This is a genomic window from Pseudomonas sp. FW305-3-2-15-C-LB1 (assembly GCF_058787615.1).
Window position 1 is genome coordinate 135,949 of record NZ_JBYSZX010000002.1, and the last position, 24,534, is coordinate 160,482.

Sequence of the window (24,534 nt, forward strand, 5' to 3'; positions counted from 1 at the left end):
CCAGCAAAGTTTTCAGCGGAATGTGCCGGGCGCCTTGAATAACAGAGGCTGCGGCCGCACAGGTCGACACTGCAAGCTATCAAAGGTAAACAATTGCGGTCGTTCAATCAGGTAGCCCTGAGCGTAATCCACACCAATTTCGAGTAACGCCTGTTCGATGTGCGGTGTCTCGACAAACTCTGCAATTGTGCGCTTACCCATGACATGGCCGATGTGGTTGATCACTTCGACCATCGCGCGGTTAATCGGGTCGTCCAGCATATCCTTTACGAAACTTCCATCGATCTTCAGGAAGTCTACAGGTAAATGTTTGAGATATGCGAACGAGGACATTCCGGCACAAAAGTCATCCAGCGAAAAATGACAACCCAAGGCTTTGAGTTCATTGATAAATCGGATCGCACTGCCCAAATTTGCAATTGCGCTGGTTTCAGTAATTTCAAAACAGATCATGCCCGGTGGAATATTGTATGTATGAAACTTCTCACGCAAAAACCCGAGGAAGTCATCATCGCCAATGGTGATGCCTGACAGGTTGATCGCACACATCGCCATGGGACGCCCCGGGCGCTCCTGCAGGCATCGGCTGATGATCTTGAACACATTTTCTACTACCCAGCGGTCCAGGGACGTCATCAAGCCATAGCGTTCGGCGGCTGGGATAAAGCTGTCCGGAAGGATGATGCGGCCAGCCTCGTCATGCAGGCGCAGCAGGATCTCGATGTGCCCATCGCCACCGTCAGTGTGCCCCAGGGGTGAGATTTCCTGGGCGTAGAGGCAGAACCGGTTTTCTTCCAGGGCCATGTGCAGGCGCTGCACCCAGGCCATTTCGCCGAAGCGCACGGACAATTCCGAGTCGTCGGCGTGGTAGACCTGCACGCGGTTGCGGCCCTTTTCCTTGGCCATGTAGCACGCCATGTCGGCGGCGCGCAGTGAGGTTTCCAGGGTCGTCGGGGTGTGCCCAAGGTGCACCAGGCCGATGCTGACGGTGGTCATGAACGGCCGGCCCTTCCATACGAAGTGCAGGCTTTGCACCGTATGCCGCAGACTCTCGGCGATTTTTTCAGCCGCGGCCGCCGGGCAGTTCTCCAGCAGAATGCCGAATTCATCGCCGCCCAGGCGCGCCAGGGTGTCACCTTCACGCAGGTCCGATTGCAACAGCGCGCAGATATGCCGCAACAACTCGTCGCCTGCCGCATGGCCACAGGTGTCGTTGACCAACTTGAACTGGTCCAGGTCGAGGAACATCAGCGCATGCCGCCCGCCCTGCTGCGTCCCCATGGGGTGGAGCACCTGCTCCAGGCGGTACTCGAACTCACGGCGGTTGGCCAGGCCGGTCAGGGCGTCATGGGTCGCCTGCCAGGACAGGTTGGCGATGTATTGACGCTCCTGGGTCATGTCGTGCAGCACCAGCACTGCCCCGGTCACCTTGCCGGCGCTGCGGATCGGCGCGCCCACCAGGGTCACCGAGACCGTGCTGCCATCCAGGCGCTGGATGGTTTTCGAATGCTCGCTGCCGCCGCCGAGCTGGCCCTTGACGATATGTTCGATCAGGGTAAAGCCATCGGGCTGGGCATTGTCATCCAGCAGATTGAACAGCGCCGCCAGGGGCAGCCCCTGGGCCTGGGCAGAATTCCAGTGGGTCAGCGCCTCGGCCGCCGGGTTCATGTAGGTGATGGCGCCATCGACATCAGTGGTAATCACCCCGTCGCCAATCGACTCCAGGGTGATCTGCGCCCGCTCCTTCTCTTGCTGAAGAGCGTCGGCAAAGGCATGGCGCTGGGCCAGCAGTTTATGCGTGCGCAACAGCGCCAGCACAATCAGGCCCAGTGCCGTGGCCAGGTTGGTGATCACCAGCAGCCGCAGGATCATCCGCGAACCTTCGCCCAAGGCATCGCTGAACGCCTTGGCAGCGGGCGTCACACCTTCGTTGATGGCGATGATATGCGCCTTCCATTGGCGCACATCGTTGGCGCTGACCTGGTCACGGGTGATTGCACCGTGCATCTCGCGCGCCAGGTCATCCAGTTGCACCAGGTAGCCATCGCCCACGGTCCAAAGCTCGATGGCTTTTTCCAGGTAGCTGAAATGGCGGAAGTTGAGGTACAGCCAGATCAGACTGGCGACGTCATCCGGGTGGTTGCCGCCCTTGAGGATACCCGACCGAGCGGCCGCAAGATCAGGGGTGGAGCGGTCCAGGGCGACACGCAGTTCATGCCCGCCCTGGGGCACGGCGATCGCCTGCTGGTATTTGAGGTAGGTGGTTTCGTCGCGGTTGTCGGCATACAGCGTCAGGTAGTAGATCGCGTCTTTCTGGCCCTTGGACCACAGGCTTTCGCCAGCCACATAACCGCGCACCGCCGAGAGCACGTAGAGGCTGACACAACCCAACAATGCCTGGAACAGCACCACGGCGATAAAGGGCCAGACAATGCCCAACAACCGTGGCGTTCCGAGAGTCCGCTTTTGCTTCATGAAGCCCCTTGCACATGCACTGCTGGATACGCACGCGAAACACCGCTTCCGATAGCTCAGCCTAGGCTAAATCAACGTACTTGTTGCAAGTGCCCATAGAGTTTGGCGTACAAACCACCGTCAGCAATCAATTGCTGATGGTCGCCATCCTCTGCAATGTGACCGCCGTCGAACACTAACACTCGATCTGCCTGCTTAACCGCCGACAGGCGGTGGGCGATGATCAGTGTAGTACGGCCGCTGAGGAAGCGCGCCAGTGCCTGGTGCAGGTTGTACTCGGTGGCGGCGTCCAGGGCGGAAGTCGCTTCGTCGAGGATCACCACTTTCGGTTCGGCCAACACCATGCGCGCAATCGCCAGGCGCTGACGCTGGCCGCCGGAAAACCGCACCCCGGAACGCCCCACCACACTGTCCAGGCCCATGGGCAACGCCTTGACGGTCGCATCCAGCTGGGCGATTTCCAGTGCCTGCCAGCAGGCCTGGTCACTGCGCTCGCGGCCCATGGTCAGGTTGGCGCGCACGGTGTCGTTGAACAGCGCCGGATGTTGCAGCACCACGGCGACGTGCTCGCGGATGGTCTCCAGGCCGATTTCCTGCTGGGTGGCACCGCCAAAGCGGATCGTCCCGGCCTGGGGCGTGTACAGGCCCAACAGCAATTGCACCAGGGTGCTTTTGCCACCGCCGCTGGCGCCGACGATTGCGACCTTCTCGCCGGGCGCGATGGCCAGGTTCAACTGGTCGAGGACCAGGTCTTCGCCATAACCGAAATTCAGGCCACGTACTTCGATGCCGACGGTTTCGCGCCCGGTAAACGGGTCTTCGCCGCCCGCGTATTGCGGTTCATCGGCCCGCGCCAGCAGTTCGTTGATCCGCGTCAGCGCCCCGCCCGCCGCGTAATAGGCGTACTGCAGGTTCAGCAACTGCTCCACCGGGCCGATCATGAACCACAGGTAGCTGAACACCGCGAGCATCTGGCCGATGGACAGGTCGGAGAACAGCACCGTGAGCATGGCCGCCGCACGGAAGATGTCGATGCCGAACTGGAACAACAACCCGCTGGCGCGGCTCGATGCGTCGGTTTTCCACTGGGAATGGATCGCGAAGTCGCGCACTTCCTGGGCCCGCTGGCCGAGGCGCCCGAGGAAGAAGCCCTGGCGGTTGCCGGCGCGCACTTCCTGGATGGCATCCAGGGTTTCGGTCAGGGCCTGGGTAAACCGCGAGGTGCTGTCGTTCTCCAGTTTCTTCAGGTGTTTGACGCGTTTGCCCAACTGCACCGTGGCGTAGATCACCAACGGGTTGAACAGCAGGATCAGCAGCGCCAGTTGCCAATGCATCCACACCAGGATTGCCGACGTGCCCACCAACGTAAGCATCGCCACCAGGAACCGGCTGAGGGTTTCGCCGACGAATTTGTCCAGGGTGTCCAGGTCGGTGACCAGGTGGGTGGTGACCGTGCCACTGCCCAGGCTTTCGTATTCGCCGAGGGAAATACGCTTGAGCCGCTCGATCAGGCGCACGCGGATGCGGTACACGATGTCCTTGGCCAACCGCGCAAACAGCCGCGCCTGTACCACGTTGAACACCAACGCGCCGCAGCGCAGGAACAGCGTCACCAGCAACATCAGGCCGATATAGCCGGCGGCTTTCTGCCAGCCCAGGGGCAAGGCGTGGTTCATCACCTTGAGCGCGGCATCGCCACGACCCAGCAACACTTCATCCACCAGCAACGGCAACAACAGAGGGATGGGCACGCTGCACAGGGTCGCCAGCACGGCGACGCCATTGGCGATCCACAGGGACTTCTTGTGGCGCAGGGCCAGGCGGCGGATTTCCGCCCAGGTCAGGCGGTCGGTGCGTTGAGGTTGCTCATGCACAGGTGGCTCGCTCCAGCCATCGGCCCAGCAAAGGCGAAAGCTCGGACAGCGGCTGGTAACCGTTGGTCAGCAACGCCAACTGGCCATTGCGCTCGGCCAGCAGCGTCGGGAAACCGGCGATGCCCAGGTCCTGTACCCAGGTAAAATCGGCAGCGGTGGCGGCGTGCTGCTCGGCGCGGTCGAATTCGCCGGCAAACTCGATGCGCGGGATGCCTGCCCGCTCGGCCAGTTCCACCAGCACACTGGCGAGAGTCACGTCGCGGCCCTCGACATAAAACGCGCGCTGGATCAGCCCCAGCAGCTTCCATGCACAATCCGGCGCCAGGCTGCGCGCCGTGACGATGGCGCGGCACGCCGGCTCCGTGTCATACACAAAACCGTCAGGCAGTGCGCCGTCACGCTTGAACGGCTGGCCGGTGGCGTCGGTCACCGCCTGCCAGTGCTCCAGGATATAGCGCCGCGTGGTCGGCTCCAGCGCCGCGCCACTGCCGGTACGCAAGCCGCCCACCACCAGGTGCAGCTCCACGCCGGCCGCCTGGGCCTGCTCCACCAACGCCTCGGCCACCGGGGCAAAGCCCCAGCACCAGGAACACATCGGGTCCATCACATAGAGCAGGCGCGCGGACATGGCTCAGGCCTCGGAAGGAGTTTGCTTGTAGTTGAAACCAATCGGGTGCGGCATGTTACGGGCCTTGGCCAGCTCGATCTGCTTCTGCCGGTCGATCGCACTGCGGCGGGTCTTCTCCGGCAGCTTATCCCAGCAATGCGGGCAGCTGATGCCCGCCACATAGTGCTCGGAGGCGCGGTCCTCAACACTCACGGGTGTGCGGCAGGCATGACATTGATCGTAGTCGCCTTCGCTCAAGTCGTGGCGCACGGTGACGCGATTATCGAAAACAAAGCAGTCGCCCTGCCATTTGGTTTCTGCCTGCGGCACCTCTTCGAGGTACTTCAGGATGCCGCCCTTGAGGTGGTAGACCTCATCGAAACCCTCACTGAGCATGTAGCTCGAGGCCTTCTCGCAACGAATGCCGCCGGTGCAGAACATGGCGACTTTCTTGTGCTTGGCCGGGTCGAAGTTGGCTTTGATATAGTCGGGAAATTCGCGAAAACTGGTGGTTTTCGGGTCGATCGCGCCTTCAAAGGTGCCGATGGACACTTCGTAGTCGTTACGGGTGTCGATCAACAGCACTTCCGGGTCGCTGATCAGCGCGTTCCAGTCCTGCGGGTCGACGTAGGTGCCGACCTTCTTGTTCGGGTCGACGCCTTCGACGCCCAGGGTCACGATCTCTTTCTTGAGCTTGACCTTGGTGCGGTAGAACGGCTGGTCGTCGCAGTAGGATTCCTTGTGGTCGATGTCGACCATGCGCGGGTCGTTCTTCAGCCAGGCCATCAAGCCATCAATGCCTTCGCGGCTGCCGGAAACGGTGCCGTTGATGCCTTCCTCGGCGATCAGCAAGGTGCCTTTGATGCCGTTGTCGAGCATCGCCTGCAACAGTGGCTCGCGCAGGGCGACGTAATCTTCGAGGGTGACGAACTTATACAGTGCCGCCACGACAATCGGTTGAGTCATGGGTGTTCTCTCCAGGTGGCTACCCTCGTAAGGGGTGAACCGGATGCAAAAAAAACGCGCCGTCTAGGCGGCGCGTCGCGGATTCTAACAAATGCCCGGTGTCAGAGACACCCGATCATCAATCATGCCCGCCGGCGCAGGTCGGCGAGGCCGGGGCTGCGTCGATTTTCGCCCACTCTTCAGGCGTGTAGGTATGCAGCGCCAGCGCATGAAACTCGCTCATCAGGTCACCCAGGGTGGCGTAGACCTTCTGGTGGCGCTTGACGCGGTTGAGCCCCTCGAACTGCGGGCTGACCAGCACGGCCTTGAAGTGGGTCTGCAACCCACGGCTGTGCATGTGGCTTTCGTCCAGCACACTCAGGTGGTCGGTGCCCAGGGCGGCAAGCGCCGTTTCGATACGCTGTTGCATGGTCATTCCTGCTTACTTCTTCTTGGCCGGGGCGGCGGCTTTAGGCGTCAGCTCGTTGGTCATGTCTTCCAACAGCTTGTTCACCACCGGCACGGCGCTTTCCAGCTTCGCCTGGGTCATCTGGGCCGATTGCTGGGTCAGTTGCGGCATTTTTTCCAGGACTTTCTTGCCCAGTGGCGACTGGTAGAAGGCAACCAGGTCCTTGAGCTCGGATTCGCTGAAGTTGGTGGTGTAGAGCTTGACCATGTCTGGTTTGAGCTTCGGCCAGCCGATGGCCTGGTCGAGGGCGGCGTTGGCCTTGGCCTGGTAGCTGTCCAGTACGGACTGCTTGGCGGCAGGCGCCTTGGTCTGTTCGAAACGCTGGGCGAACATTTGTTGCACTTGCATGTACACCGGGGTACCCAGCTTGTCGGCGTGGGCCAGGGTAAGGAAGGCTTCGGCACTGGCGTTGTGGCTGGCGGTATCGGCAAGAACCTGGCCGCTGGCGCAAACCAGAGCAACCGCGGTACAGATGGCACGAAGACGAGTCATCGAGTTTCCTTTTCTAGCAGGCGAGGTAAGACCCCAAGGGCGCCCATTCTGCGCCTAAAAAACCTCAGGGCTCAACCCCGGGCCTTGTCGGACAGGGATTGCCCGATGAAAAGTCTTTCAGGGGAACCCCCGAGGCTCTTCACAGCCTAAACTGCGCAAACGAACCTGAAGGAGTGTGCCCGATGAGCCGTATCGAAACCGACAGCCTGGGAGAAGTCGAAGTCCCGGATGACGCTTACTGGGGCGCCCAGACCCAACGTTCGCTGGTGAACTTCGCCATCGGCGAGCAGCGCATGCCCCTGGCGGTGTTGCATGCCCTGGCCCTGGTCAAGAAGGCGGCGGCACGGGTCAACGACCGCAACGGCGATCTGCCCGCCGACATCGCCCGCCTGATCGAACAGGCCGCCGACGAAGTGCTGGCCGGCCAACATGACGACCAGTTCCCTCTGGTGGTGTGGCAGACCGGCAGCGGCACCCAGAGCAACATGAACGCCAACGAAGTGATCGCCGGTCGCGCCAACGAACTGGCGGGCAATAAGCGCGGCGGCAAGAGCCCGGTGCACCCCAACGATCACGTCAACCGTTCCCAGAGTTCCAATGACTGCTTCCCTACCGCCATGAGCATCGCCGCCGTGCAGGCGGTGCATCAACGCTTGCTGCCGGCGATTGCCACCCTGTCCGGCGGCCTGGCAGAGCAAGCCGCCAAACATATGAAGCTGGTGAAGACCGGGCGCACCCACATGATGGATGCCACCCCGATTACCTTCGGCCAGGAGCTGTCGTCATTCATCGCTCAACTCGACTACGCCGAACGTGCGATCCGTGCCGCCCTGCCCGCCGTGTGCGAGCTGGCCCAGGGCGGCACCGCCGTGGGCACCGGGCTCAATGCGCCCCATGGCTTCGGCGAGGCGATCGCCTCGGAGCTGGCGGCGCTATCGGGCTTGCCGTTCGTCACCGCGCCGAACAAATTCGCCGCCCTCTCCGGCCATGAGCCTCTCGTGACGCTGCACGGCGCGCTGAAAACCCTGGCCGTGGCCCTGATGAAAATCGCCAATGACCTGCGCCTGCTGGGCTCCGGGCCGCGCACCGGGCTGGCCGAAGTGAAATTGCCGGCCAACGAACCGGGCAGCTCGATCATGCCGGGCAAGGTCAACCCGACCCAGTGTGAAGCGCTGTCGATGCTGGCCTGCCAGGTGTTGGGCAATGACGTGACCATCGGCATTGCCGCCAGCCAGGGTCACTTGCAGTTGAATGTGTACAAGCCGGTGATCATCCACAACCTGCTGGAGTCGATCCGCCTGCTGGCCGACGGCTGCAACAACTTCCAGGAACACTGCGTGGCCGGGCTGGAGCCTGACCCTGTGCAAATGGCGGAACACTTGGAGCGTGGCCTGATGCTGGTCACCGCGCTCAACCCGCACATTGGCTACGACAAGTCCGCCGAGATCGCCAAGAAGGCCTATGCCGAAGGGCTGACGCTGCGGGAAGCCGCGCTGGAACTGGGCTACCTCACCGATGCAGAGTTCGACCAGTGGGTTCGCCCCGAAGACATGCTGGGCACCTAGCCTAGGACGCCAGGCGCAACCGCCGGGCCCTGAGCCCGGCGAGCAACGACGGCGCCAGCGCCACGGTTGCCGAACCCAGCACCACCACCAACGCCCCGGCATAGCCCAGGGCGTTGATCTCTTCGGCCTGCACATAGTCGGGCCACAGCCAGGCCGCCACGGCCACCGCCACAAAGGTCACCAAAGGCGTGAGCGCCAGGGTCGCACTGACCCGCGAGGCTTCCCAGTGGGCCAGCGCTTCGGCAAAGGCGCCGTAGGCCACCAGGGTATTCATGCAGCATGCCAGCAATAGCCAGCCTTGCAGCGGGCTCAGGTCCAACGCCTCCAGGGGATGTGCCCAAGGCGTGAGCAACACGGCGCAGGACAGGTAGATCACCATCATCACCTGCAGCGAGTTCCACACCGTCAGCAGTTGTTTCTGGCCGAGGGCGTAGAACACCCAGATCGTGGTGGCAAGCAGGACGGTCAGCACGCCGGCGGTGTAGGCGCCGAGCGAGGTCAGCAGTTCTTCCAGGCGCTGGTTGAAAAACAGGCCGAAACCAATGATCAACACCAACAGCCCCACCCCCTGTCCCAGGCTGAAGCGCTCCTTGAAGACGAACACACTGGCGACCATCAAAAAGATCGGCCCCATCTGCACCACCAACTGCGCGGTGCCGGGGCTGAGCAATTTCAGGCCCACCAGATACAGCACGTAGTTGCCCACCAGTCCGCACACCGCCATCGCCACCAGCCAACCACCCCGGGGGCCAAGCACCTTGCGGCTGGGCAAGCGTTTGGTCAGCGCCAGGTAGACGAACAGGCAACTGCCGGCCACGATCAGGCGAAACCAGGTGACGGTGATCGGGTCCATCACCTGCAGCACCTGCTTGAGTTTGATCGGCAGAATGCCCCACAGAAACGCGGTCAGCAGGGTCAGGAGCAAACCATAGACCCAGCGGCCGGAAGAGATGTGCATGAGTACCCCAGAAGCCGGATGAAGTGGAGCCGCATTCTAGGGGCACCCGATGCACTTTGTGTAGCGAACACTTAATTTGCCGATCAGCGCACTGCTTCGAACAACCCGGTGGCCCCCATGCCGCCGCCCACGCACATGGTGACGATGCCGTAACGCAGGTTGCGTCGCTGCAACTCACGCACCAGGTGCCCCACCTGCCGCGAGCCGGTCATGCCGAATGGATGCCCGATGGAGATCGAACCGCCATTGACGTTGTACCTGGCATTGTCGATTTCCAGGCGATTGCGCGCATACAGGCATTGCGAGGCAAACGCTTCATTAAGCTCCCACAGGTCGATGTCCGCCACCTGCAAGCCCTTGGCCTTGAGCAACTTGGGCACCGAGAACACCGGGCCGATGCCCATCTCGTCCGGCTCGCAACCGGCCACGGTGAAGCCACGGAAAAACGCCTTGGGCTGGAGCCCCAGTGCAAGGGCTTTCTCCAGGCTCATCACCAGCGTCATCGAGGCACCGTCGGAGAGCTGCGACGAGTTGCCCGCCGTCACCGAACCATCCTCGGCGAACACCGGCTTCAAACCTTGCAGACTGGCCAGGGTAGTGTCCGGGCGGTTGCAGTCGTCACGATCGACCACACCTTCCAGGATCTGCACCTCACCGGTGTTCTTGTCTTCGACTTTGTACTTGACCGCCATCGGCACGATTTCATCGCTGAAAAGCCCATCGGCCTGGGCCTGGGCGGTGCGCTGCTGGCTTTGCAGGGCGTACAGGTCCTGTTCTTCGCGGCTGATGTGGTAGCGACGCGCGACGATCTCGGCGGTCTGGCCCATGGGGAAATAGATACCCGGCACCTGCTCTTTGAGCAGCGGGTTGATCAGGTTGTCGGTATTGACGCTTTTCATCGTCAGGCTGATGGACTCGACACCGCCGGCGACGATGATATCGCTGCAACCCGACGCAATCTGGTTGGCCGCAATGGCAATCGCCTGCAAGCCCGAGGAGCAGAACCGGTTGAGGGTCATGCCGGCCACGCCGGTGCCCAGTTGCGAGAGCACCGCCACATTGCGCCCGATGTTGTAGCCCTGGGCGCCCTCGTTGGAGCCGGCGCCGACGATGCAATCCTCCACCGTCGCCGGGTCGATGCCGTTGCGGGCGAGCAGCGCGTTGACGCAATGGGCCGCCATGTCATCGGGGCGGGTCTGGTTGAACTTGCCGCGAAAGGACTTGGCCAGGCCGGTTCGCACACTGTCGACGATCACTACTTCACGCATGGGCTACCTCGATCTTGTGGTTGTCGGATCGAGCATAGATCGCGCCCCGCGCCACCGCGACGATCATTCACCCCATAGATACAAAACCATGGCGACGCGGCTCACTGCGTCATTTTTTCTTTTTCTTTTTGTCGTGCTTATCGGATTTGGCGAACGCCTCTTCCAGCGCCAGGTTGATGGTGCGCAACACCTTGACCCGGGCCCAGCGCTTGTCGTTGGCCTCCACCAATGTCCAGGGCGACACCTCGGTGCTGGTACGGTCGACCATATCGCCCACGGCCGCGCGGTAGTCATCCCATTTGTCACGGTTGCGCCAGTCGTCTTCGGTGATCTTGAAGCGCTTGAAGGGGATTTCCTCGCGGGCCTGGAAGCGCTCCAGTTGCGTGTCCTTGTCGATGGCCAGCCAGAACTTGACCACGATCACACCCGCATCGCGCAGTTGCTCTTCGAAGTCATTGATCTCGCCATAGGCGCGCATCCAGTCCGCCGGGGTGCAGAAGCCTTCAATGCGCTCCACCAGCACGCGGCCATACCAGGAACGGTCGAACACGGTGAACATGCCGCGCGCCGGGATCTTCTGCCAGAACCGCCACAAGTAAGGCTGGGCGCGTTCGTCTTCACTGGGCGCGGCAATCGGCACGATGTGGTACTGACGCGGGTCCAGCGCCGCCGCCACCCGACGGATCGCCCCGCCCTTGCCCGCCGCATCGTTGCCCTCGAACACCGTGACCAGGGCGTGCTTGCGCATGCGCTTGTCGCGCATCAATCCGGAGAAACGCGCCTGTTCGGTGATCAGTTGTTCTTCGTAATCGTCCTTGTCCAGGCGCTGGGACAGGTCGAGGCTGTCGAGCAGGCTCTTCTTGTCCACCGACGCGATCAACGGCGCCGGGTTCATGCCGCTGGCCTTGCCCTTGGACAGCTTGAGCGCATTCTGCAGGCCTTCGAGCAGCAGTTTGCCCACGGTGAGGCTGCGGTAGTTGCTGTCCACGCCTTCGATCACATGCCACGGCGCATAGTCGCGACTGGTGCGGCGCAACACGCGCTCACCGAAGTGCACGAATTTGTCGTAGGTCTCGGATTGCTGCCAGTCCAGCGGGCTGATGCGCCAACTGTGCAGGGGGTCATCGGCCAGGGCCTTGAGCCGCGCCTTCATCTGTTTCTTGGAGAGGTGGAACCAGAACTTGAAGATCAGCGCGCCTTCATCGCAGAGCATTTTCTCCAGGCGTTCGGCGCCGGCGATGGCCTGGTCGAGGCGGGCGTCCTTGATCTGCCCATGTACGCGGCTTTGCAGCATCTGGCTGTACCAGTTGCCAAAGAAGATGCCCATGCGACCCTTGGCAGGAAGTTGGCGCCAATAGCGCCAGGCCGGCGGGCGCGCCAGTTCTTCGTCGGTCTGCTGGTCGAAGGTGCGCACTTCGATCAGGCGCGGATCCATCCATTCATTGAGCAGCTTGACCGTCTCGCCCTTGCCGGCGCCTTCGATACCGTTGATCAGGATAATCACCGGGAAGCGCTTCTGCTGCTGCAGCTCGTACTGCACTTCCAGCAGGGCCTCGCGCAGGGCCGGCACCTCGGCCTCAAAGGTGTCTTTGTCGATGGCGTGACCGATTTCGGCGGATTCGAACATGGGCAGCTCCGTTTCAAGATGGCTCAAGACTAGCGGATTAGGCAGCAATACGCGGGAGGAAATTCCACCGGCGCTTGCCATGGGTCAATTCAATGCCGGTTGATCGGCTAGAATGGCGGCCTTGCCTTTACCGAGCCGCCCATGAACCCCATCACCCACGCCCAACTCGACTGGGATGACCAAGGTCGCCCGCACTCGCGGATCTTCGACGATGTGTACTTTTCCGATAAGTCAGGCCTTGAAGAAACCCGCTACGTGTTCCTCGAACAGAACCGTTTGCAGGAGCGCTTTGCCGCGCTGCCCGCCGGTGGGCGGCTGGTGATTGGCGAGACCGGGTTCGGCACGGGGTTGAATTTCCTCTGCGCCTGGCAACTGTTCGAACAACACGCCGTGGCCGGTGCGCGCCTGCATTTCGTCAGCGTGGAAAAGTACCCGCTCAGCCATGCCGACCTGCAACGCGCCCTGCTGCTCTGGCCGGAACTGCAACCCTTCGCCGAACAACTGCTGGCGCAATACATTGCCATCCATCAGGGCTTCCAGCGCCTGGTGCTGGATAACGGTCGCGTGACCCTGACCCTGCTGATCGGCGACGCCCTGGAGCAACTGCCCCAACTGGACGCGCAGATAGACGCCTGGTTCCTGGACGGCTTCGCCCCGGCGAAAAACCCGGATATGTGGACCGCCGAGCTGTTTGCCGAACTGGCACGCCTGGCGGCGCCAGGCTCGACTATCAGCACGTTTACCAGCACCGGCTGGGTGCGTCGGTTGATCAACGCCGCCGGGTTCAAGATGAAACGTACGCCGGGCATTGGTCACAAGTGGGAGATCCTGCGCGGGGAGTTTCTCGGTTGGCCGACCGACACGCCGTTACCGGCCGCGGCCAAGCCGTGGTTCGCCAGGCCGCCCGCCATTACGGGTGACCGCCACGCACTGGTGATCGGCGCCGGCCTGGCGGGCTGTGCGACGGCGGCCAGCCTGGCGGCCAGGGGTTGGCAAGTCAGCCTGCTGGAGCGCCATGACGGCGTGGCGCGGGAAGCCTCCGGCAATCCCCAGGGCGTGCTGTACCTGAAACTGTCGGCCCACGGCACTGCCTTGTCGCAGTTGATCGTGGCCGGGTTCGGCTATACCCGTCGAGTGCTGGAGCACTTGCATCGCGGCGTCGACTGGGACGGTTGCGGCGTGCTGCAACTGGCCTTCGATGCCAAGGAGGCCCAGCGCCAGGCGCAACTGGCCGCTGCCTTCGCGCCGGACTTGCTGCACCTGCTCGACCGCGACCAGGCCCAGGCCCGCGCCGGTATCGCACTGGCACACGGTGGGCTGTTTTTCCCCGAAGGCGGCTGGGTGCACCCACCGGCATTGTGCGAGTGGCAAGCCCATCAACCGGGCGTGACCGTGCTAACCCACCACGATGTGCTCGACCTGCGTCATGTCGACGGTCAGTGGCAAGCCTGGGACGGTGAACACCTGCTGGCCAGCACCAGCGTGGCGGTGCTGGCCGGCGCCGCCGAAGTCCAGCGGTTCGCCGACCTGCCCCTCAAGCGCATTCGCGGGCAGATCACCCGTTTGCCGCAGACCGCCGACAGCCAGGCCCTGGCCACGGTGGTGTGCGCCGAAGGCTACGTCGCCCCGCCACGCCTGGGCGAACACACCCTGGGCGCCAGTTTCGACTTCAAAAGCGATGACCTTACGCCCACCGCCGCTGAACATGCCGAAAACCTGGAGCTGCTCATGGGCATCTCCGAGGACCTGGCCCAGCGCCTGGGCGCCGACACCCTGGAGCCGGCGACCCTGGAAGGTCGCGCCGCGTTCCGCTGCACCAGCCCGGATTACTTGCCGATTGTGGGACCACTGGCCGACCGCCAGGCGTTCGACCAGGCCTACGCCGCCCTGCGCAAGGACGCCCGGCAAGTGCCAGGCACCGCTTGCCCCTGGCTGGACGGGCTTTACGTCAACAGCGGCCATGGCTCAAGGGGGCTGATCACCGCCCCGCTGAGTGCGGAGTTGCTCGCCGCCTGGCTGGACAGCGAGCCGTTGCCGGTGCCGCGCGCCGTGGCTGACGCCTGCCACCCCAACCGGTTTGCCGTGCGGGCGCTGATCCGTACCACCACCGGCAAGGTCGAGTGATCAACCGGCTGGGGCCTCACACACGGAGCCCAGCCCTTCGGCCCTGATGGCATCCTCGGTCAAGCGCTCGATCAGCGCGCTTTCAGCCTGCTCCCGTTCACTGAGGACGGTGTGCATGCGACTACGGTAATCGGCATCGCTCAGTACCAGGCTTTGCTCGAAGATGTCATTGAGGCGCTCGTCATAGGGCGAACTCAAGGCCTCGAAGCGAGCCGCATGGGCACGCTTGAGGTAGTCGGTCCAGAACGGCAGCTTCTTGAGATACGTCATCAGCTCGGGGGACAGCTCGGCCAGCGTGACTTCAGCCTTGGCTTCATCCAGCGCCAACTGAGTGACCTCACCCAGCCGCGAATAACGCATGTGCCGAGGCTGGCCGGGCAAATAGAATTCGCCGACCAGGCCTGTGCGGAAAGCCAGGCTGACCTCCAATGGATCGGCGGCAGGATGCAGGCCACTGTGACGGCGCGCAATCGCCTCCAACTGCTCCAGGCGAAACAGGCCACGACCCAGTTTCAACAGCGGCCTGGGCGTCAGCGCACGCCCCTGGATGAGGGCCTTGGCATCGCTGATTTCCACCAGGACTTCCAGGCTGCTGAAGTTGACGGCGGCGGCATCGTCACAATTGATCGGCGTGGCGGCCCGTTCGAATACTTCCTCACGCAGTTCGCTGTTCATTGCGGCAGCCTCCAGCACCCGCCATACGCGGCGCTGCAGGTCCTCACGCACGAACTCGGCGTCTTTGGTGCCGCCCAGTTCCGCGAGCAACTTGAACAGGGCGTCCGACCGGTAATCGTCCTTGAGGCCCGTCCACGTGAGTTTCTTCGCCGCATAGCCCGCCATCCGTTCGTCCGCCAGCCACAGTTCGCGCGCGCTCTGCTCGTTCAAACGCGCAATATCATCTTCCAGGAACCCCATGCCCGGACCGTACGCCTGCCGGTAATGTTTCAGGGCCAGTTGGCTTTGAGCCGATAACGGGTTGTGCCGCAAGTTGACACCCAGGGCAAAGTTTCGCGGCACGCGCAACAGCCACTCCGGCAGCACGCTGATGTCATTGGCGCGCAAATCGATCTGTTCAAGATAAGGCAGGCGCCACAGGTCCTTGGGCAGTTCCTTGAGCCGGCAGTTGCGTAACACCAGGTTGCGCAGCGCGAACATACGGCTGATATCCGGCGGGTCCAGCAGCGGGTTATCCGCCAGGCTCAACACCTTCAGGCGCGTCAGATCGGCCAGCTTGGCACGGGTGTATTCGGTGAGCTGGAGTTTGTTGTTGCTCAGGTACAACCGCTCCAGGCCCGGCATGTGCGACAGGGCTTCAGGTAGCCGGGTAATCTGGTTTTCGCCCAGTTCAAGGGTGCGCAGCCCCTTGAAGTGGCTGAGGAAATACGCCACATCGTCGGTCAGGTTCAAACGGCGCAATGACAAATGCTCGACGTGATCGAAGCGCACCTGTGCGGGTAATGTCGGCAGAGGGCCGATGACCATATCATCGAGCAACAGCCCTGGAACCTGGCTGGCGCGCTCGTCGGGCAGGGTCGACATCCGTCGCCAGCACTTTTCGATGCTTTTCGCCGCCTGGTGGCGACTCAATCGATAGTCCCACAGGGGGTCGGCCTGCACGATATTGACAGACCTCTCGGCACGCCAGCGTTTGAGTGCCGTGTGCAGCGCTTCAAACTCCTGCTCACGTGCCTGGACCGCCTTGGCACGAGACAGGTGATCATGGCCCGCATCGCGCAAGAAATCGTTGACCTGCGACGGACTGAACAAGGGATAAAGCTTGTTGACCTTACGCACCAACGCCGCCGGGAAATGCCCTGCCTCGCCCCGCGCCGACTGGGTACAGATCAGCGGTTCTTCGTCCAGCAGCCCGCGTTCCGGCCACAGGTGACGGGCGACTCTGTCACGCTCATGCACCGTGGTGGCACGCAGGCGGCCCCGCAGGTCGGCCGCCTCATTCTCAGCCTGGAGCTTCAATGCAATGCGCTGGCGTGGCAGCAGGCTATCGAAAAGCGCCGTATACAAGCCGTCCGCGCCTGTCGCGACCGGCCCCAGGGCCTTGCCTTTTTGATCGAAGGCCTGATACCCCTGGGGCGTACTGACCAGGGTCCTCTGCGTCGCAGCTGTTGAAGCGCCCGCCTCGGCCAGCACCTCCCCGCTCAGGGTGTGCCTGCGTACCTGCAATGCCAGGTCTCGGGGCCAGCCGGGCATTCGCTCCAGCATACCGACGGCCACGCGTCGGGTGCCGTCCCCCGCCAACTCCGGCCAGTACAGGCCCATCAGCGCACGGTCCTGCTCCAACTGGTCCACCGCCTCGCGTGCTCGCTGGGCAAGCACCAGTGGTACTCGGCCAGTGGTGCGCAAATACCGGCGCTCCCACAATGTGGCCTGTGAGTACAGCTCCCACGCCACACGGGGTGGCAATTGTTTGAAGCGGTCGCACAACGGCACCAATTCGTTCAGGGCAACACCGGCGTAATAGGTGTACAAACGGTCGAGTACGGTTTGATGCCGGCTACGCAGCGTGTCCAGCAGACGCCGCTCCAGTGTGCTGCGCATGTCGTCTTCCGCCACGCCCTTGCCCAACAGGTCGACACGCTCCTCGTCGCTCAGATGCTCCAGCAAGGTGTCCATGACCCGCCCGTCCCTCAACTCCTTGCGGGTAATATGGATGCTCAGATCCTCATAATCGAAAGGTGCTGTTTCCGGATGCCTTTCCAGCAGTTCGCCCTCCTCGTCCAGCACCTCGAAAAAACGCCCCTGGGGCCAGCCTGGCACCAGCGGCAATGCGAACAATTGGGCGCGTGCGGTACTCGCATCCGGACGTTCACCACGCGCCAGGTACTCCATCAGTTCACGGACCCTGTCGTTTTGCTTGTAGCGCAGCACGCTGTCATGAAAACGCTCGGGTAACGGCTCGTAGGCACTGCCCAATGCCCGCAAGTGTGGCAGGGTCATTCCGGTGAGGGTTGCCAGGTTCGACAACGGCTCAGCGGGCAACTCCTCAAGGCTTGGATCCAGTCGCCTGAGGCTGTAGACGAGGTCTTCCCATTGCAAGGGGCGCTCGTAGACGTGCTGCCAGCCACCACGGAAGTTGTGCTCCAGCGGCGGGCGGTAAGCCTGCGGGCGCTGTGGATGAATAACCCGCCACTTCTGCAGTTTGGTATCGAAGGCAACCGAATAGTGGTTTCCCCCCATCCGGATGTAAGAGCGGCCGTTGACTTGGTAGACGCCTCGAGAATTGACCACGGCCTGGTGTGCGACCGGCTCAGGCTGTCGATAGGTATTGAGCCTTGGCCGCCAGAGTTTCTGGCCCTGGTCGGCAGTGGTGACGGTTTCGAACTTCTCGAAGAACTCCGTAGAGGTTGTCAGGGTGCGCTTCAACGTCCCCACTACCCGCCCCCCCGCCACAAACAAAGCCATGGCCGCAACGTTTTCGGCCACATTCACCAGATGCCTGAGGGCCTCGGTATGTTCATCGTGCTGCCAGTCCTCGACGGCCTCGAACACTTCCCCCAACAGCTGTCCGATGGCTACGCCGAGCATCAACTGACCCAACACCGGCACCACCAACGCCGCCACATTCAGCAGGTCCAGCCCCAGGTCCAGATAGCGCTGCATGCGCTCTTCACTGGCTTGCTGGTCGACCTGGGCCTTGGGCACCGCCAGCACTAACGCATCCAATTGAATCTTGCCGACGAATGCCTGGAAGAAGAACCCTGTCAGGCTGGTCGTGACGGGTAAGGCGCGCAGCTGGCCAACCTTGCGCGTCATGTCGAACGATTCGAAAAAATCCAGGCGGTTGGACTCATCCAGGTACCCTTCGAAAAACGTCCGGTAGCTCTTGATTTGCAGCTTCAAGGACAAGTACACCTTGAAGTCTTCCAGCGTCGGGTACTCGTACCAGGGCCTGGAGGGTTCGTTAGGCATGTAGACAATAAAGGGGCCGGTATCCAGGCTGCCCGGTACGCTGCCGGAAAACACCAATACACTCCACACACAGGTGTCATCGATGTTCACGCCTTGCCACGTAGTCAGACCGTTGCCCGGCACCTTGCTCTTGAGCTCACTGGCCGGACGGTCGAAACCGATCAGCTTGAGCAACCGCGCGTAGGTCCCGGCTTCGATATGCCCCTTGCACAAGGCAATATGCAGATCCATGCGCATGTCCATGAGTTTGCCCAGGCCAATACTGACAGCAGCCTGGTTGTAGGAACTGACTTCCTCTTTGCTTTTCGGGTCGGGCAGGTCGAAGACCTCTTCGATGTGCTTTTGATAGAGGGCCCCCAGGTCCAGCTCCCGGCAATAACCGACAAATTCGGGCACCGTCATGCCGACGATCGGCTGCTTGGTGGCCGCAGAGCGCACCACAGCGGCGACGGACATGCCCCCGGGCTCGGCGCGCGCGTCAGAGAAGTTCTGCATCGCTGCATGCAGCAGGCTTTGCTTTGTATAGGTAACGGTCTGGAGCAAGCCGCCCCCCAGGTCAGGGCTGACGCCGGTGAGCTTACGTTTGGGCAACTCCAGCAGGTCTTGCCTGACATCCGGCGAATCAACCCCTTTGGCCCGCAGAAAATTGGTCAAGCGCTCTGCGCAGTATTGATCCAGCGGTTCCAGGCGCTGTAACAGGTAACGGACGTTCTCACGGATCGCCTTGCTGTCGATATGCGCCTGTTCAAGGGCCGTGAGGGTCGAAGCGTCGGCCCCAATCAACCAGCGCGGGACGGTTTTGCGCAAAACCTGCGCCTTGTCCAGATCGCCGGTCATGTCGAGCAATGCCCTGTCCATTTCATCCTGGGTCGCCCCTGCGGCGACCTCACTCAAATCGCGGTTTTGCGTCATCGGCATGCTTCCTCAGCCAGCTGAACATGACGCCAAACGATAAGCCTGGCCTGGGTCACAACCGGGTATTTGTATACCGCCTTACGAAAGACCCATTCCGCTTATAACCGATTGATCTAAAACTCCACGAATAGCCCCGTGTCAGTTTCTGGGTACGCGCCCTTTTGGGCGTATTGAGTTTTATGCTCCCCAACGGAAAAACCGGTAAGGAATTTATGTGCGGATTAGCTGGAGAATTACGTTTCGATGCCCAACCTGCCGACCTGGCGGCGATTGAACGCATCACCCATCACCTGGCCCCGCGAGGCCCCGACGCCTGGGGCTTTCATGCCCAGGGGCCGATTGCCCTGGGCCATCGGCGCCTGAAAATCATGGACCTGTCGGACGGCTCGGCCCAACCGATGGTCGATTCGCACCTGGGCCTGAGCCTGGCCTTCAACGGTGCGATCTATAACTTCCCGGAATTGCGCGAAGAGCTGGAAGCCCTGGGTTACGCCTTCTATTCCGGCGGCGACACCGAAGTGTTGCTCAAGGGTTACCACGCCTGGGGTGAGGCACTGTTGCCCAAGCTCAACGGCATGTTTGCCTTCGCCATCTGGGAACGTGATGCCCAGCGCCTGTTCATCGCCCGCGACCGCCTCGGCGTGAAGCCGTTGTACCTGTCGCGCACCGGCCAGCGCCTGCGCTTTGCCTCGGCCCTTCCGGCGCTGCTCAAGGGCGGCGATATCAACCCGATCCTCGATCCGGTAGCCCTGAATCACTACCTGAATTTCCATGCGGTGGTGCCGGCACCACGCACCTTGCTGGCGGGCATCGAAAAACTGCCGCCGGCCAGCTGGATGCGTATCGATGCCAGCGGCAAGACTAAACAGCAAACCTGGTGGACCCTGCCCTACGGCCCGCGCGAAGATGAAAAACACCTGAGCCTGGAAGACTGGACCGACCGCGTGCTCGACAGCACTCGCGAAGCCGTGGCCATCCGTCAACGTGCCGCGGTGGATGTGGGTGTGCTGCTCTCCGGTGGGGTCGATTCGAGCATGCTCGTCGGCCTGCTGCGTGAAGTCGGCGTACAGGATTTGTCGACCTTTTCCATCGGCTTTGAAGACGCCGGTGGCGAGGCCGGCAACGAGTTCCAGTACTCGGACCTGATCGCCAGACACTACGGTACGCGCCACCACCAATTGCGCATCGCCGAAAGCGAGATCATCGAACAACTGCCAGCGGCGTTTCGCGCCATGAGCGAGCCGATGGTCAGCCATGACTGCATCGCCTTCTACCTGCTGTCGCGGGAAGTGGCCAAGCACTGCAAGGTAGTGCAAAGCGGCCAGGGCGCCGATGAGTTGTTCGCCGGTTACCACTGGTACCCGCAGGTCGACGGTGCCGCCGATCCCTATATGGCTTATCGCGATGCATTTTTTGACCGCAGCTACGACGACTATGCCGCCACTGTCGCGCCCAAATGGCTGACCGCCAACGACGCGGCTGGCGATTTCGTGCGCGAACATTTCGCCATGCCCGGCGCCGATGCGGCGGTGGACAAGGCCCTGCGCCTGGACAGCACGGTGATGCTGGTGGACGACCCGGTCAAACGCGTCGACAACATGACCATGGCCTGGGGCCTGGAAGCGCGCACGCCGTTCCTGGACTACCGCCTGGTGGAGCTGTCGGCCCGCGTGCCAGGTAAATTCAAGTTGCCCGATGGCGGCAAGCAAGTGCTGAAAGAAGCGGCGCGCCGGGTCATTCCGAGCGAAGTCATCGACCGCAAGAAGGGTTACTTCCCGGTGCCAGGCCTCAAGCACTTGCAGGGCGATACCTTGAACTGGGTACGCGAACTGCTGCTCGACCCGAGCCAGGATCGCGGCCTGTTCAACCCCGCCGCGCTGGACCGCTTGTTGACCGACCCGCAGGGCCAATTGACGCCGTTGCGTGGCTCCAAGCTGTGGCAACTGGCAGCGCTGAACCTGTGGCTCAGCGAACAAGGAATCTGATTGATGAAACCTCTCGCAGCGGCCTATAGCCAACGCTTGATCAAGGGCCAGGCGCCGACCTACGAGCGCCTGCAGGCGCGCCTGGCGGAAGACGGCAGCCCATTGGCCGCCGAGCCGATTGCGGTGCATTGCGGCTGGGGCCGGTTGCTGATCGGGCATACCTTTCCCGACCCGGCCAGCCTGGCCCAGGAACTGCTCCATGAGCAGCCGGGTGAGCGTGACATTGCCCTGTACGTGGCGGCGCCCCAGCAGATCCTGGGCATCGATCCCCAGCAGCTGTTTCTCGACCCCTCCGACACGCTGCGCCTGTGGTTCAGCGACTACCGCCCGGCTACCCGGGTGTTTCGCGGCTTCCGCATCCGGCGGGTGCAGACGGAGGCCGATTGGCTGGCGGTGAACCAGCTGTACCAGGGGCGCGGCATGTTGCCGGTCGACGCCGAGCGCCTCACGCCGCGCCATCAGGGCGGCCCGGTGTACTGGCTGGCGGAAGATGAAGACAGCGGCGCGGTGATCGGCAGCGTGATGGGGCTGAATCACCAGAAGGCGTTTCATGACCCGGAAAACGGTTGCAGCCTGTGGTGCCTGGCAGTCGACCCGCTGTGCACGCGCCCCGGCGTGGGCGAAGTGCTGGTGCGTCACTTGGTGGAGCACTTCATGAGCCGTGGCCTGAGCTACCTGGACCTGTCGGTGCTGCACAATAACCGCCAGGCCAAGAACCTCTACGCCAAGCTCGGTTTTCGCGCGCTGACCACCTTTGCGATCAAGCGCAAGAATGGGATCAACCAACCGTTGTTCCTCGGCCCTGGCCCGCAGGCGGGGTTCAACCCCTATGCGCGGATCATCGTCGAGGAAGCCCATCGGCGCGGTATCGATGTACAGGTGGATGACGCCGATGCCGGGCTGTTCACCCTGAGCCATGGCGGGCGCCGTGTGCGTTGCCGTGAGTCCTTGAGCGACCTGACCAGCTCGATCAGCATGACCTTGTGCCAGGACAAAAGCCTGACGCACAAAGTGCTGAAGGCCGCCGGTTTGAAAGTACCCTCGCAGCAACTGGCGGGCAGCGCGGATGACAACCTGGAGTTCCTCGATGAGCACCAGCGCATCGTGGTCAAGCCGCTGGATGGCGAGCAGGGTCAGGGCGTCGCCGTGGATCTGCAAAGTATCGAAGAGGTGCAGCAAGCCATTGAAGCGGCGCGTCAGTTCGACAGCCGTGTGTTGCTGGAAAGCTTTCACGAAGGCCTGGACCTGCGCATCCTGGTCATCGGTTTCGAGGTGGTGGCCGCCGCGATCCGCCGTCCTGCGGAAGTCACCGGTGACGGCCATCACTCCATTGGCGCATTGATCGAAGCCCAGAGCCGCCGTCGCCAGGCCGCCACCGATGGTGAAAGTAAAATTCCTCTGGATGGTGAGACCGAACGCACACTGAAAGCCGCTGGCTATGACTACAGCAGCATCCTGCCCCGTGGCCAGACCCTGGCCGTGCGCCGCACCGCCAACCTGCATACCGGTGGTTGCCTGGAAGACGTCACCGCCATCCTCCACCCCACGCTGGTGGACGCCGCCGTGCGCGCCGCCCGCGCCCTGGATATTCCCATGGTGGGCCTGGACCTGATGGTGCCCGCCGCCGATCAACCCGAGTACGTGTTTATCGAAGCCAACGAACGGGCCGGCCTGGCCAATCATGAGCCGCAACCGACCGCGGAGAAGTTTGTGGATTTGTTGTTTCCCCACAGCCAGCCTGCCACTCAATAACCCTGTGACCAGGGGACCTCTTGTGGTGAGCCAGCTAGCCACAACACGGCTGCTCGCCACACCTCATCAGGAGTCTTTATGAGCCGAAACATCCCCGAACCGGATCTGAACTACCTGCAAAAAGTGCTGCTGGAAATGCTCGCCATTCCCAGCCCCACCGGATTTACCGACACCATCGTGCGCTACGTCGCCGAGCGCCTGGAAGAGCTGGGCATCCCCTTTGAAATGACCCGGCGCGGCACCATCCGCGCCACCCTCAAGGGCCAGAAAAACAGCCCCGATCGTGCGGTATCAGCACACTTGGACACCATTGGCGCCGCCGTGCGCGCCATCAAAGACAATGGCCGCTTGAGCCTGGCGCCGGTGGGTTGCTGGTCGAGCCGCTTTGCCGAAGGCAGCCGCGTCAGCCTGTTTACCGATAACGGCGTGATCCGTGGCAGTGTGTTGCCGTTGATGGCCTCCGGGCATGCGTTCAATACCGCCGTGGATGAAATGCCGGTGAGCTGGGACCATGTGGAATTGCGCCTGGATGCCTACTGCGCCACCCGTGCCGACTGCGATTCCCTGGGCATTGGCATCGGTGACTATGTCGCCTTCGACCCGCTGCCGGAGTTCACCGAGAGCGGGCACATCAGTGCCCGGCACCTGGACGACAAAGCCGGCGTTGCCGCGCTGCTGGCCGCGCTCAAGGCCATCGTCGACAGTGGCGAGCCGTTGCTGATCGACTGCCATCCGCTGTTCACCATCACCGAGGAAACCGGCAGTGGCGCAGCGGCCGCGCTGCCCTGGGACGTCAGTGAGTTCGTCGGCATCGACATCGCCCCGGTCGCCCCCGGCCAGCACTCCAGCGAGCATGCGGTGAGCGTGGCGATGCAGGATTCCGGCGGGCCATACGACTATCACCTGTCGCGGCATTTGCTGCGCCTGGCGTCGGACAATGAGTTACCAGTGCGCCGCGATTTGTTCCGCTACTACTTCAGCGACGCGCACTCGGCCGTCACCGCCGGCCACGACATCCGCACCGCGTTGCTGGCGTTCGGCTGCGATGCGACCCACGGTTACGAGCGCACGCATATCGACAGTCTGGCGGCGCTGAGTCGTCTATTGGGCGCCTACATTCTCAGCCCGCCCGTGTTCGCCAGCGACGCGCAACCGGCACAGGGTTCCCTGGACCGGTTCAGTCACCAGATCGAGCACGAGACGCAGATGGAAAGCGACACGCGAGTGCCGTCGGTGGATAGCCTGGTGGGCAACAAGTCCTGAGACTGGCAACTACGGTCCCGGCGCAGTAGGATCGCCGGGATCCATCACCCGAGGCTTGTATGCTGATTCCCTACGATGCACTTGAAGTCGACACGCTCACACGCCTGATCGAAGACTTCGTGACCCGCGACGGCACCGACAATGGCGATGACACGCCGCTGGAAACCCGCGTACTGCGCGTGCGCCAGGCACTGACCAAGGGCCAGGCGCTGATCGTGTTCGACCCGGAAAGCGAGCAGTGCCAGTTGATGCTCAAGCACGACGTGCCCAAGCATCTGTTCGACTGAC

General features: G+C 62.5%; 16 protein-coding genes. 6 read left to right on the forward strand and 10 right to left on the reverse strand.

The genetic code is table 11. The annotated features are described in order from the left end of the window. Positions 1–12: 12 nt before the first annotated feature. The 6 genes from AC3WP7_RS04495 to AC3WP7_RS04520 form a co-directional block, all read right to left on the reverse strand. Positions 13–2,475 carry an EAL domain-containing protein gene (locus tag AC3WP7_RS04495; RefSeq protein ID WP_102592326.1) on the reverse strand — a complete coding sequence of 821 codons (2,463 nt, stop codon included), beginning with the start codon at positions 2,473–2,475 and terminating at the stop codon, positions 13–15. Positions 2,476–2,546: 71 nt separating this feature from the next. After that, positions 2,547–4,349 (reverse strand): ABC transporter ATP-binding protein, encoded by a 1,803-nt coding sequence (locus AC3WP7_RS04500; RefSeq protein WP_092243245.1) that lies wholly within the window; start codon positions 4,347–4,349, stop codon positions 2,547–2,549. Beyond that, positions 4,342–4,944, reverse strand: coding sequence for a DsbA family protein (locus AC3WP7_RS04505; RefSeq protein ID WP_170856062.1), 603 nt, complete (start codon positions 4,942–4,944; stop codon positions 4,342–4,344). The genes AC3WP7_RS04500 and AC3WP7_RS04505 overlap by 8 nt, the downstream gene beginning before the upstream one ends. Before the next feature lie 36 nt (positions 4,945–4,980). Continuing rightward, positions 4,981–5,922 (reverse strand): oxygen-dependent tRNA uridine(34) hydroxylase TrhO, encoded by a 942-nt coding sequence (gene trhO, locus AC3WP7_RS04510; RefSeq protein ID WP_071490747.1) that lies wholly within the window; start codon positions 5,920–5,922, stop codon positions 4,981–4,983. A gap of 118 nt (positions 5,923–6,040) precedes the next feature. Continuing rightward, entirely contained in the window at positions 6,041–6,337 is a 297-nt protein-coding gene (locus AC3WP7_RS04515) for a BolA family protein (protein ID WP_038847405.1), read from the reverse strand. Between the two features lie 6 nt (positions 6,338–6,343). After that, positions 6,344–6,862, reverse strand: coding sequence for a DUF2059 domain-containing protein (locus AC3WP7_RS04520; RefSeq protein WP_058424992.1), 519 nt, complete (start codon positions 6,860–6,862; stop codon positions 6,344–6,346). A gap of 182 nt (positions 6,863–7,044) precedes the next feature. On the opposite strand from AC3WP7_RS04520, the gene AC3WP7_RS04525 reads away from it, so the two are divergent. Next, positions 7,045–8,427 (forward strand): class II fumarate hydratase, encoded by a 1,383-nt coding sequence (locus tag AC3WP7_RS04525; RefSeq protein ID WP_093529583.1) that lies wholly within the window; start codon positions 7,045–7,047, stop codon positions 8,425–8,427. A gap of 1 nt (position 8,428) precedes the next feature. Here the strand turns inward: AC3WP7_RS04525 and AC3WP7_RS04530 are convergent, their stop codons facing one another. The 3 genes from AC3WP7_RS04530 to pap all read right to left on the reverse strand — a co-directional run bounded on the left by AC3WP7_RS04530 (position 8,429) and on the right by pap (position 12,280). After that, positions 8,429–9,385, reverse strand: coding sequence for a DMT family transporter (locus tag AC3WP7_RS04530; RefSeq protein WP_102592327.1), 957 nt, complete (start codon positions 9,383–9,385; stop codon positions 8,429–8,431). A gap of 83 nt (positions 9,386–9,468) precedes the next feature. Further along, complete coding sequence (locus tag AC3WP7_RS04535) at positions 9,469–10,653, reverse strand: thiolase family protein (protein ID WP_093513967.1); 1,185 nt, start codon at positions 10,651–10,653, stop codon at positions 9,469–9,471. 109 nt (positions 10,654–10,762) lie between these two features. Further along, positions 10,763–12,280, reverse strand: coding sequence for a polyphosphate:AMP phosphotransferase (gene pap, locus AC3WP7_RS04540; RefSeq protein WP_092243228.1), 1,518 nt, complete (start codon positions 12,278–12,280; stop codon positions 10,763–10,765). A gap of 141 nt (positions 12,281–12,421) precedes the next feature. On the opposite strand from pap, the gene mnmC reads away from it, so the two are divergent. Next, entirely contained in the window at positions 12,422–14,404 is a 1,983-nt protein-coding gene (gene mnmC / locus AC3WP7_RS04545; RefSeq protein ID WP_102592328.1) for a bifunctional tRNA (5-methylaminomethyl-2-thiouridine)(34)-methyltransferase MnmC2/FAD-dependent 5-carboxymethylaminomethyl-2-thiouridine(34) oxidoreductase MnmC1, read from the forward strand. Here the strand turns inward: mnmC and AC3WP7_RS04550 are convergent, their stop codons facing one another. Continuing rightward, the gene (locus AC3WP7_RS04550) at positions 14,405–19,243 is read right to left on the reverse strand and encodes an NEL-type E3 ubiquitin ligase domain-containing protein (protein WP_102592329.1); all 4,839 of its coding nucleotides are present in this window, start codon (positions 19,241–19,243) and stop codon (positions 14,405–14,407) included. Positions 19,244–19,458: 215 nt separating this feature from the next. On the opposite strand from AC3WP7_RS04550, the gene AC3WP7_RS04555 reads away from it, so the two are divergent. From AC3WP7_RS04555 to AC3WP7_RS04570, 4 genes are all read left to right on the forward strand, one after another. Continuing rightward, positions 19,459–21,231 carry an N-acetylglutaminylglutamine amidotransferase gene (locus AC3WP7_RS04555; RefSeq protein WP_093122455.1) on the forward strand — a complete coding sequence of 591 codons (1,773 nt, stop codon included), beginning with the start codon at positions 19,459–19,461 and terminating at the stop codon, positions 21,229–21,231. A gap of 3 nt (positions 21,232–21,234) precedes the next feature. After that, on the forward strand, positions 21,235–22,983 hold the full coding sequence (ngg, locus tag AC3WP7_RS04560; RefSeq protein ID WP_092243217.1) for an N-acetylglutaminylglutamine synthetase: 1,749 nt from the start codon (positions 21,235–21,237) through the stop codon (positions 22,981–22,983). Positions 22,984–23,061: 78 nt separating this feature from the next. Next, a complete protein-coding gene (locus AC3WP7_RS04565) occupies positions 23,062–24,246 on the forward strand; it encodes an osmoprotectant NAGGN system M42 family peptidase (RefSeq protein ID WP_033900901.1) in 1,185 nt (394 codons plus the stop codon). 59 nt (positions 24,247–24,305) lie between these two features. Next, positions 24,306–24,533, forward strand: coding sequence for a YheU family protein (locus AC3WP7_RS04570; RefSeq protein WP_003192759.1), 228 nt, complete (start codon positions 24,306–24,308; stop codon positions 24,531–24,533). Position 24,534 lies beyond the last annotated feature (1 nt).

Excerpts from the sequence above, each read along its gene's own strand:
- AC3WP7_RS04495 (WP_102592326.1), bottom strand. The coding sequence starts at position 2,475 with ATGAAGCAAAAGCGGACTCTCGGAACGCCACGGTTGTTGGGCATTGTC.
- AC3WP7_RS04505 (WP_170856062.1), bottom strand. The coding sequence starts at position 4,944 with ATGTGTTCCTGGTGCTGGGGCTTTGCCCCGGTGGCCGAGGCGTTGGTG.
- trhO (WP_071490747.1), bottom strand. The coding sequence starts at position 5,922 with ATGACTCAACCGATTGTCGTGGCGGCACTGTATAAGTTCGTCACCCTC.
- AC3WP7_RS04515 (WP_038847405.1), bottom strand. The coding sequence starts at position 6,337 with ATGACCATGCAACAGCGTATCGAAACGGCGCTTGCCGCCCTGGGCACC.
- AC3WP7_RS04520 (WP_058424992.1), bottom strand. The coding sequence starts at position 6,862 with ATGACTCGTCTTCGTGCCATCTGTACCGCGGTTGCTCTGGTTTGCGCC.
- AC3WP7_RS04525 (WP_093529583.1), top strand. The coding sequence starts at position 7,045 with ATGAGCCGTATCGAAACCGACAGCCTGGGAGAAGTCGAAGTCCCGGAT.
- AC3WP7_RS04530 (WP_102592327.1), bottom strand. The coding sequence starts at position 9,385 with ATGCACATCTCTTCCGGCCGCTGGGTCTATGGTTTGCTCCTGACCCTG.
- AC3WP7_RS04535 (WP_093513967.1), bottom strand. The coding sequence starts at position 10,653 with ATGCGTGAAGTAGTGATCGTCGACAGTGTGCGAACCGGCCTGGCCAAG.
- pap (WP_092243228.1), bottom strand. The coding sequence starts at position 12,280 with ATGTTCGAATCCGCCGAAATCGGTCACGCCATCGACAAAGACACCTTT.
- mnmC (WP_102592328.1), top strand. The coding sequence starts at position 12,422 with ATGAACCCCATCACCCACGCCCAACTCGACTGGGATGACCAAGGTCGC.
- AC3WP7_RS04550 (WP_102592329.1), bottom strand. The coding sequence starts at position 19,243 with ATGACGCAAAACCGCGATTTGAGTGAGGTCGCCGCAGGGGCGACCCAG.
- AC3WP7_RS04555 (WP_093122455.1), top strand. The coding sequence starts at position 19,459 with ATGTGCGGATTAGCTGGAGAATTACGTTTCGATGCCCAACCTGCCGAC.
- ngg (WP_092243217.1), top strand. The coding sequence starts at position 21,235 with ATGAAACCTCTCGCAGCGGCCTATAGCCAACGCTTGATCAAGGGCCAG.
- AC3WP7_RS04565 (WP_033900901.1), top strand. The coding sequence starts at position 23,062 with ATGAGCCGAAACATCCCCGAACCGGATCTGAACTACCTGCAAAAAGTG.
- AC3WP7_RS04570 (WP_003192759.1), top strand. The coding sequence starts at position 24,306 with ATGCTGATTCCCTACGATGCACTTGAAGTCGACACGCTCACACGCCTG.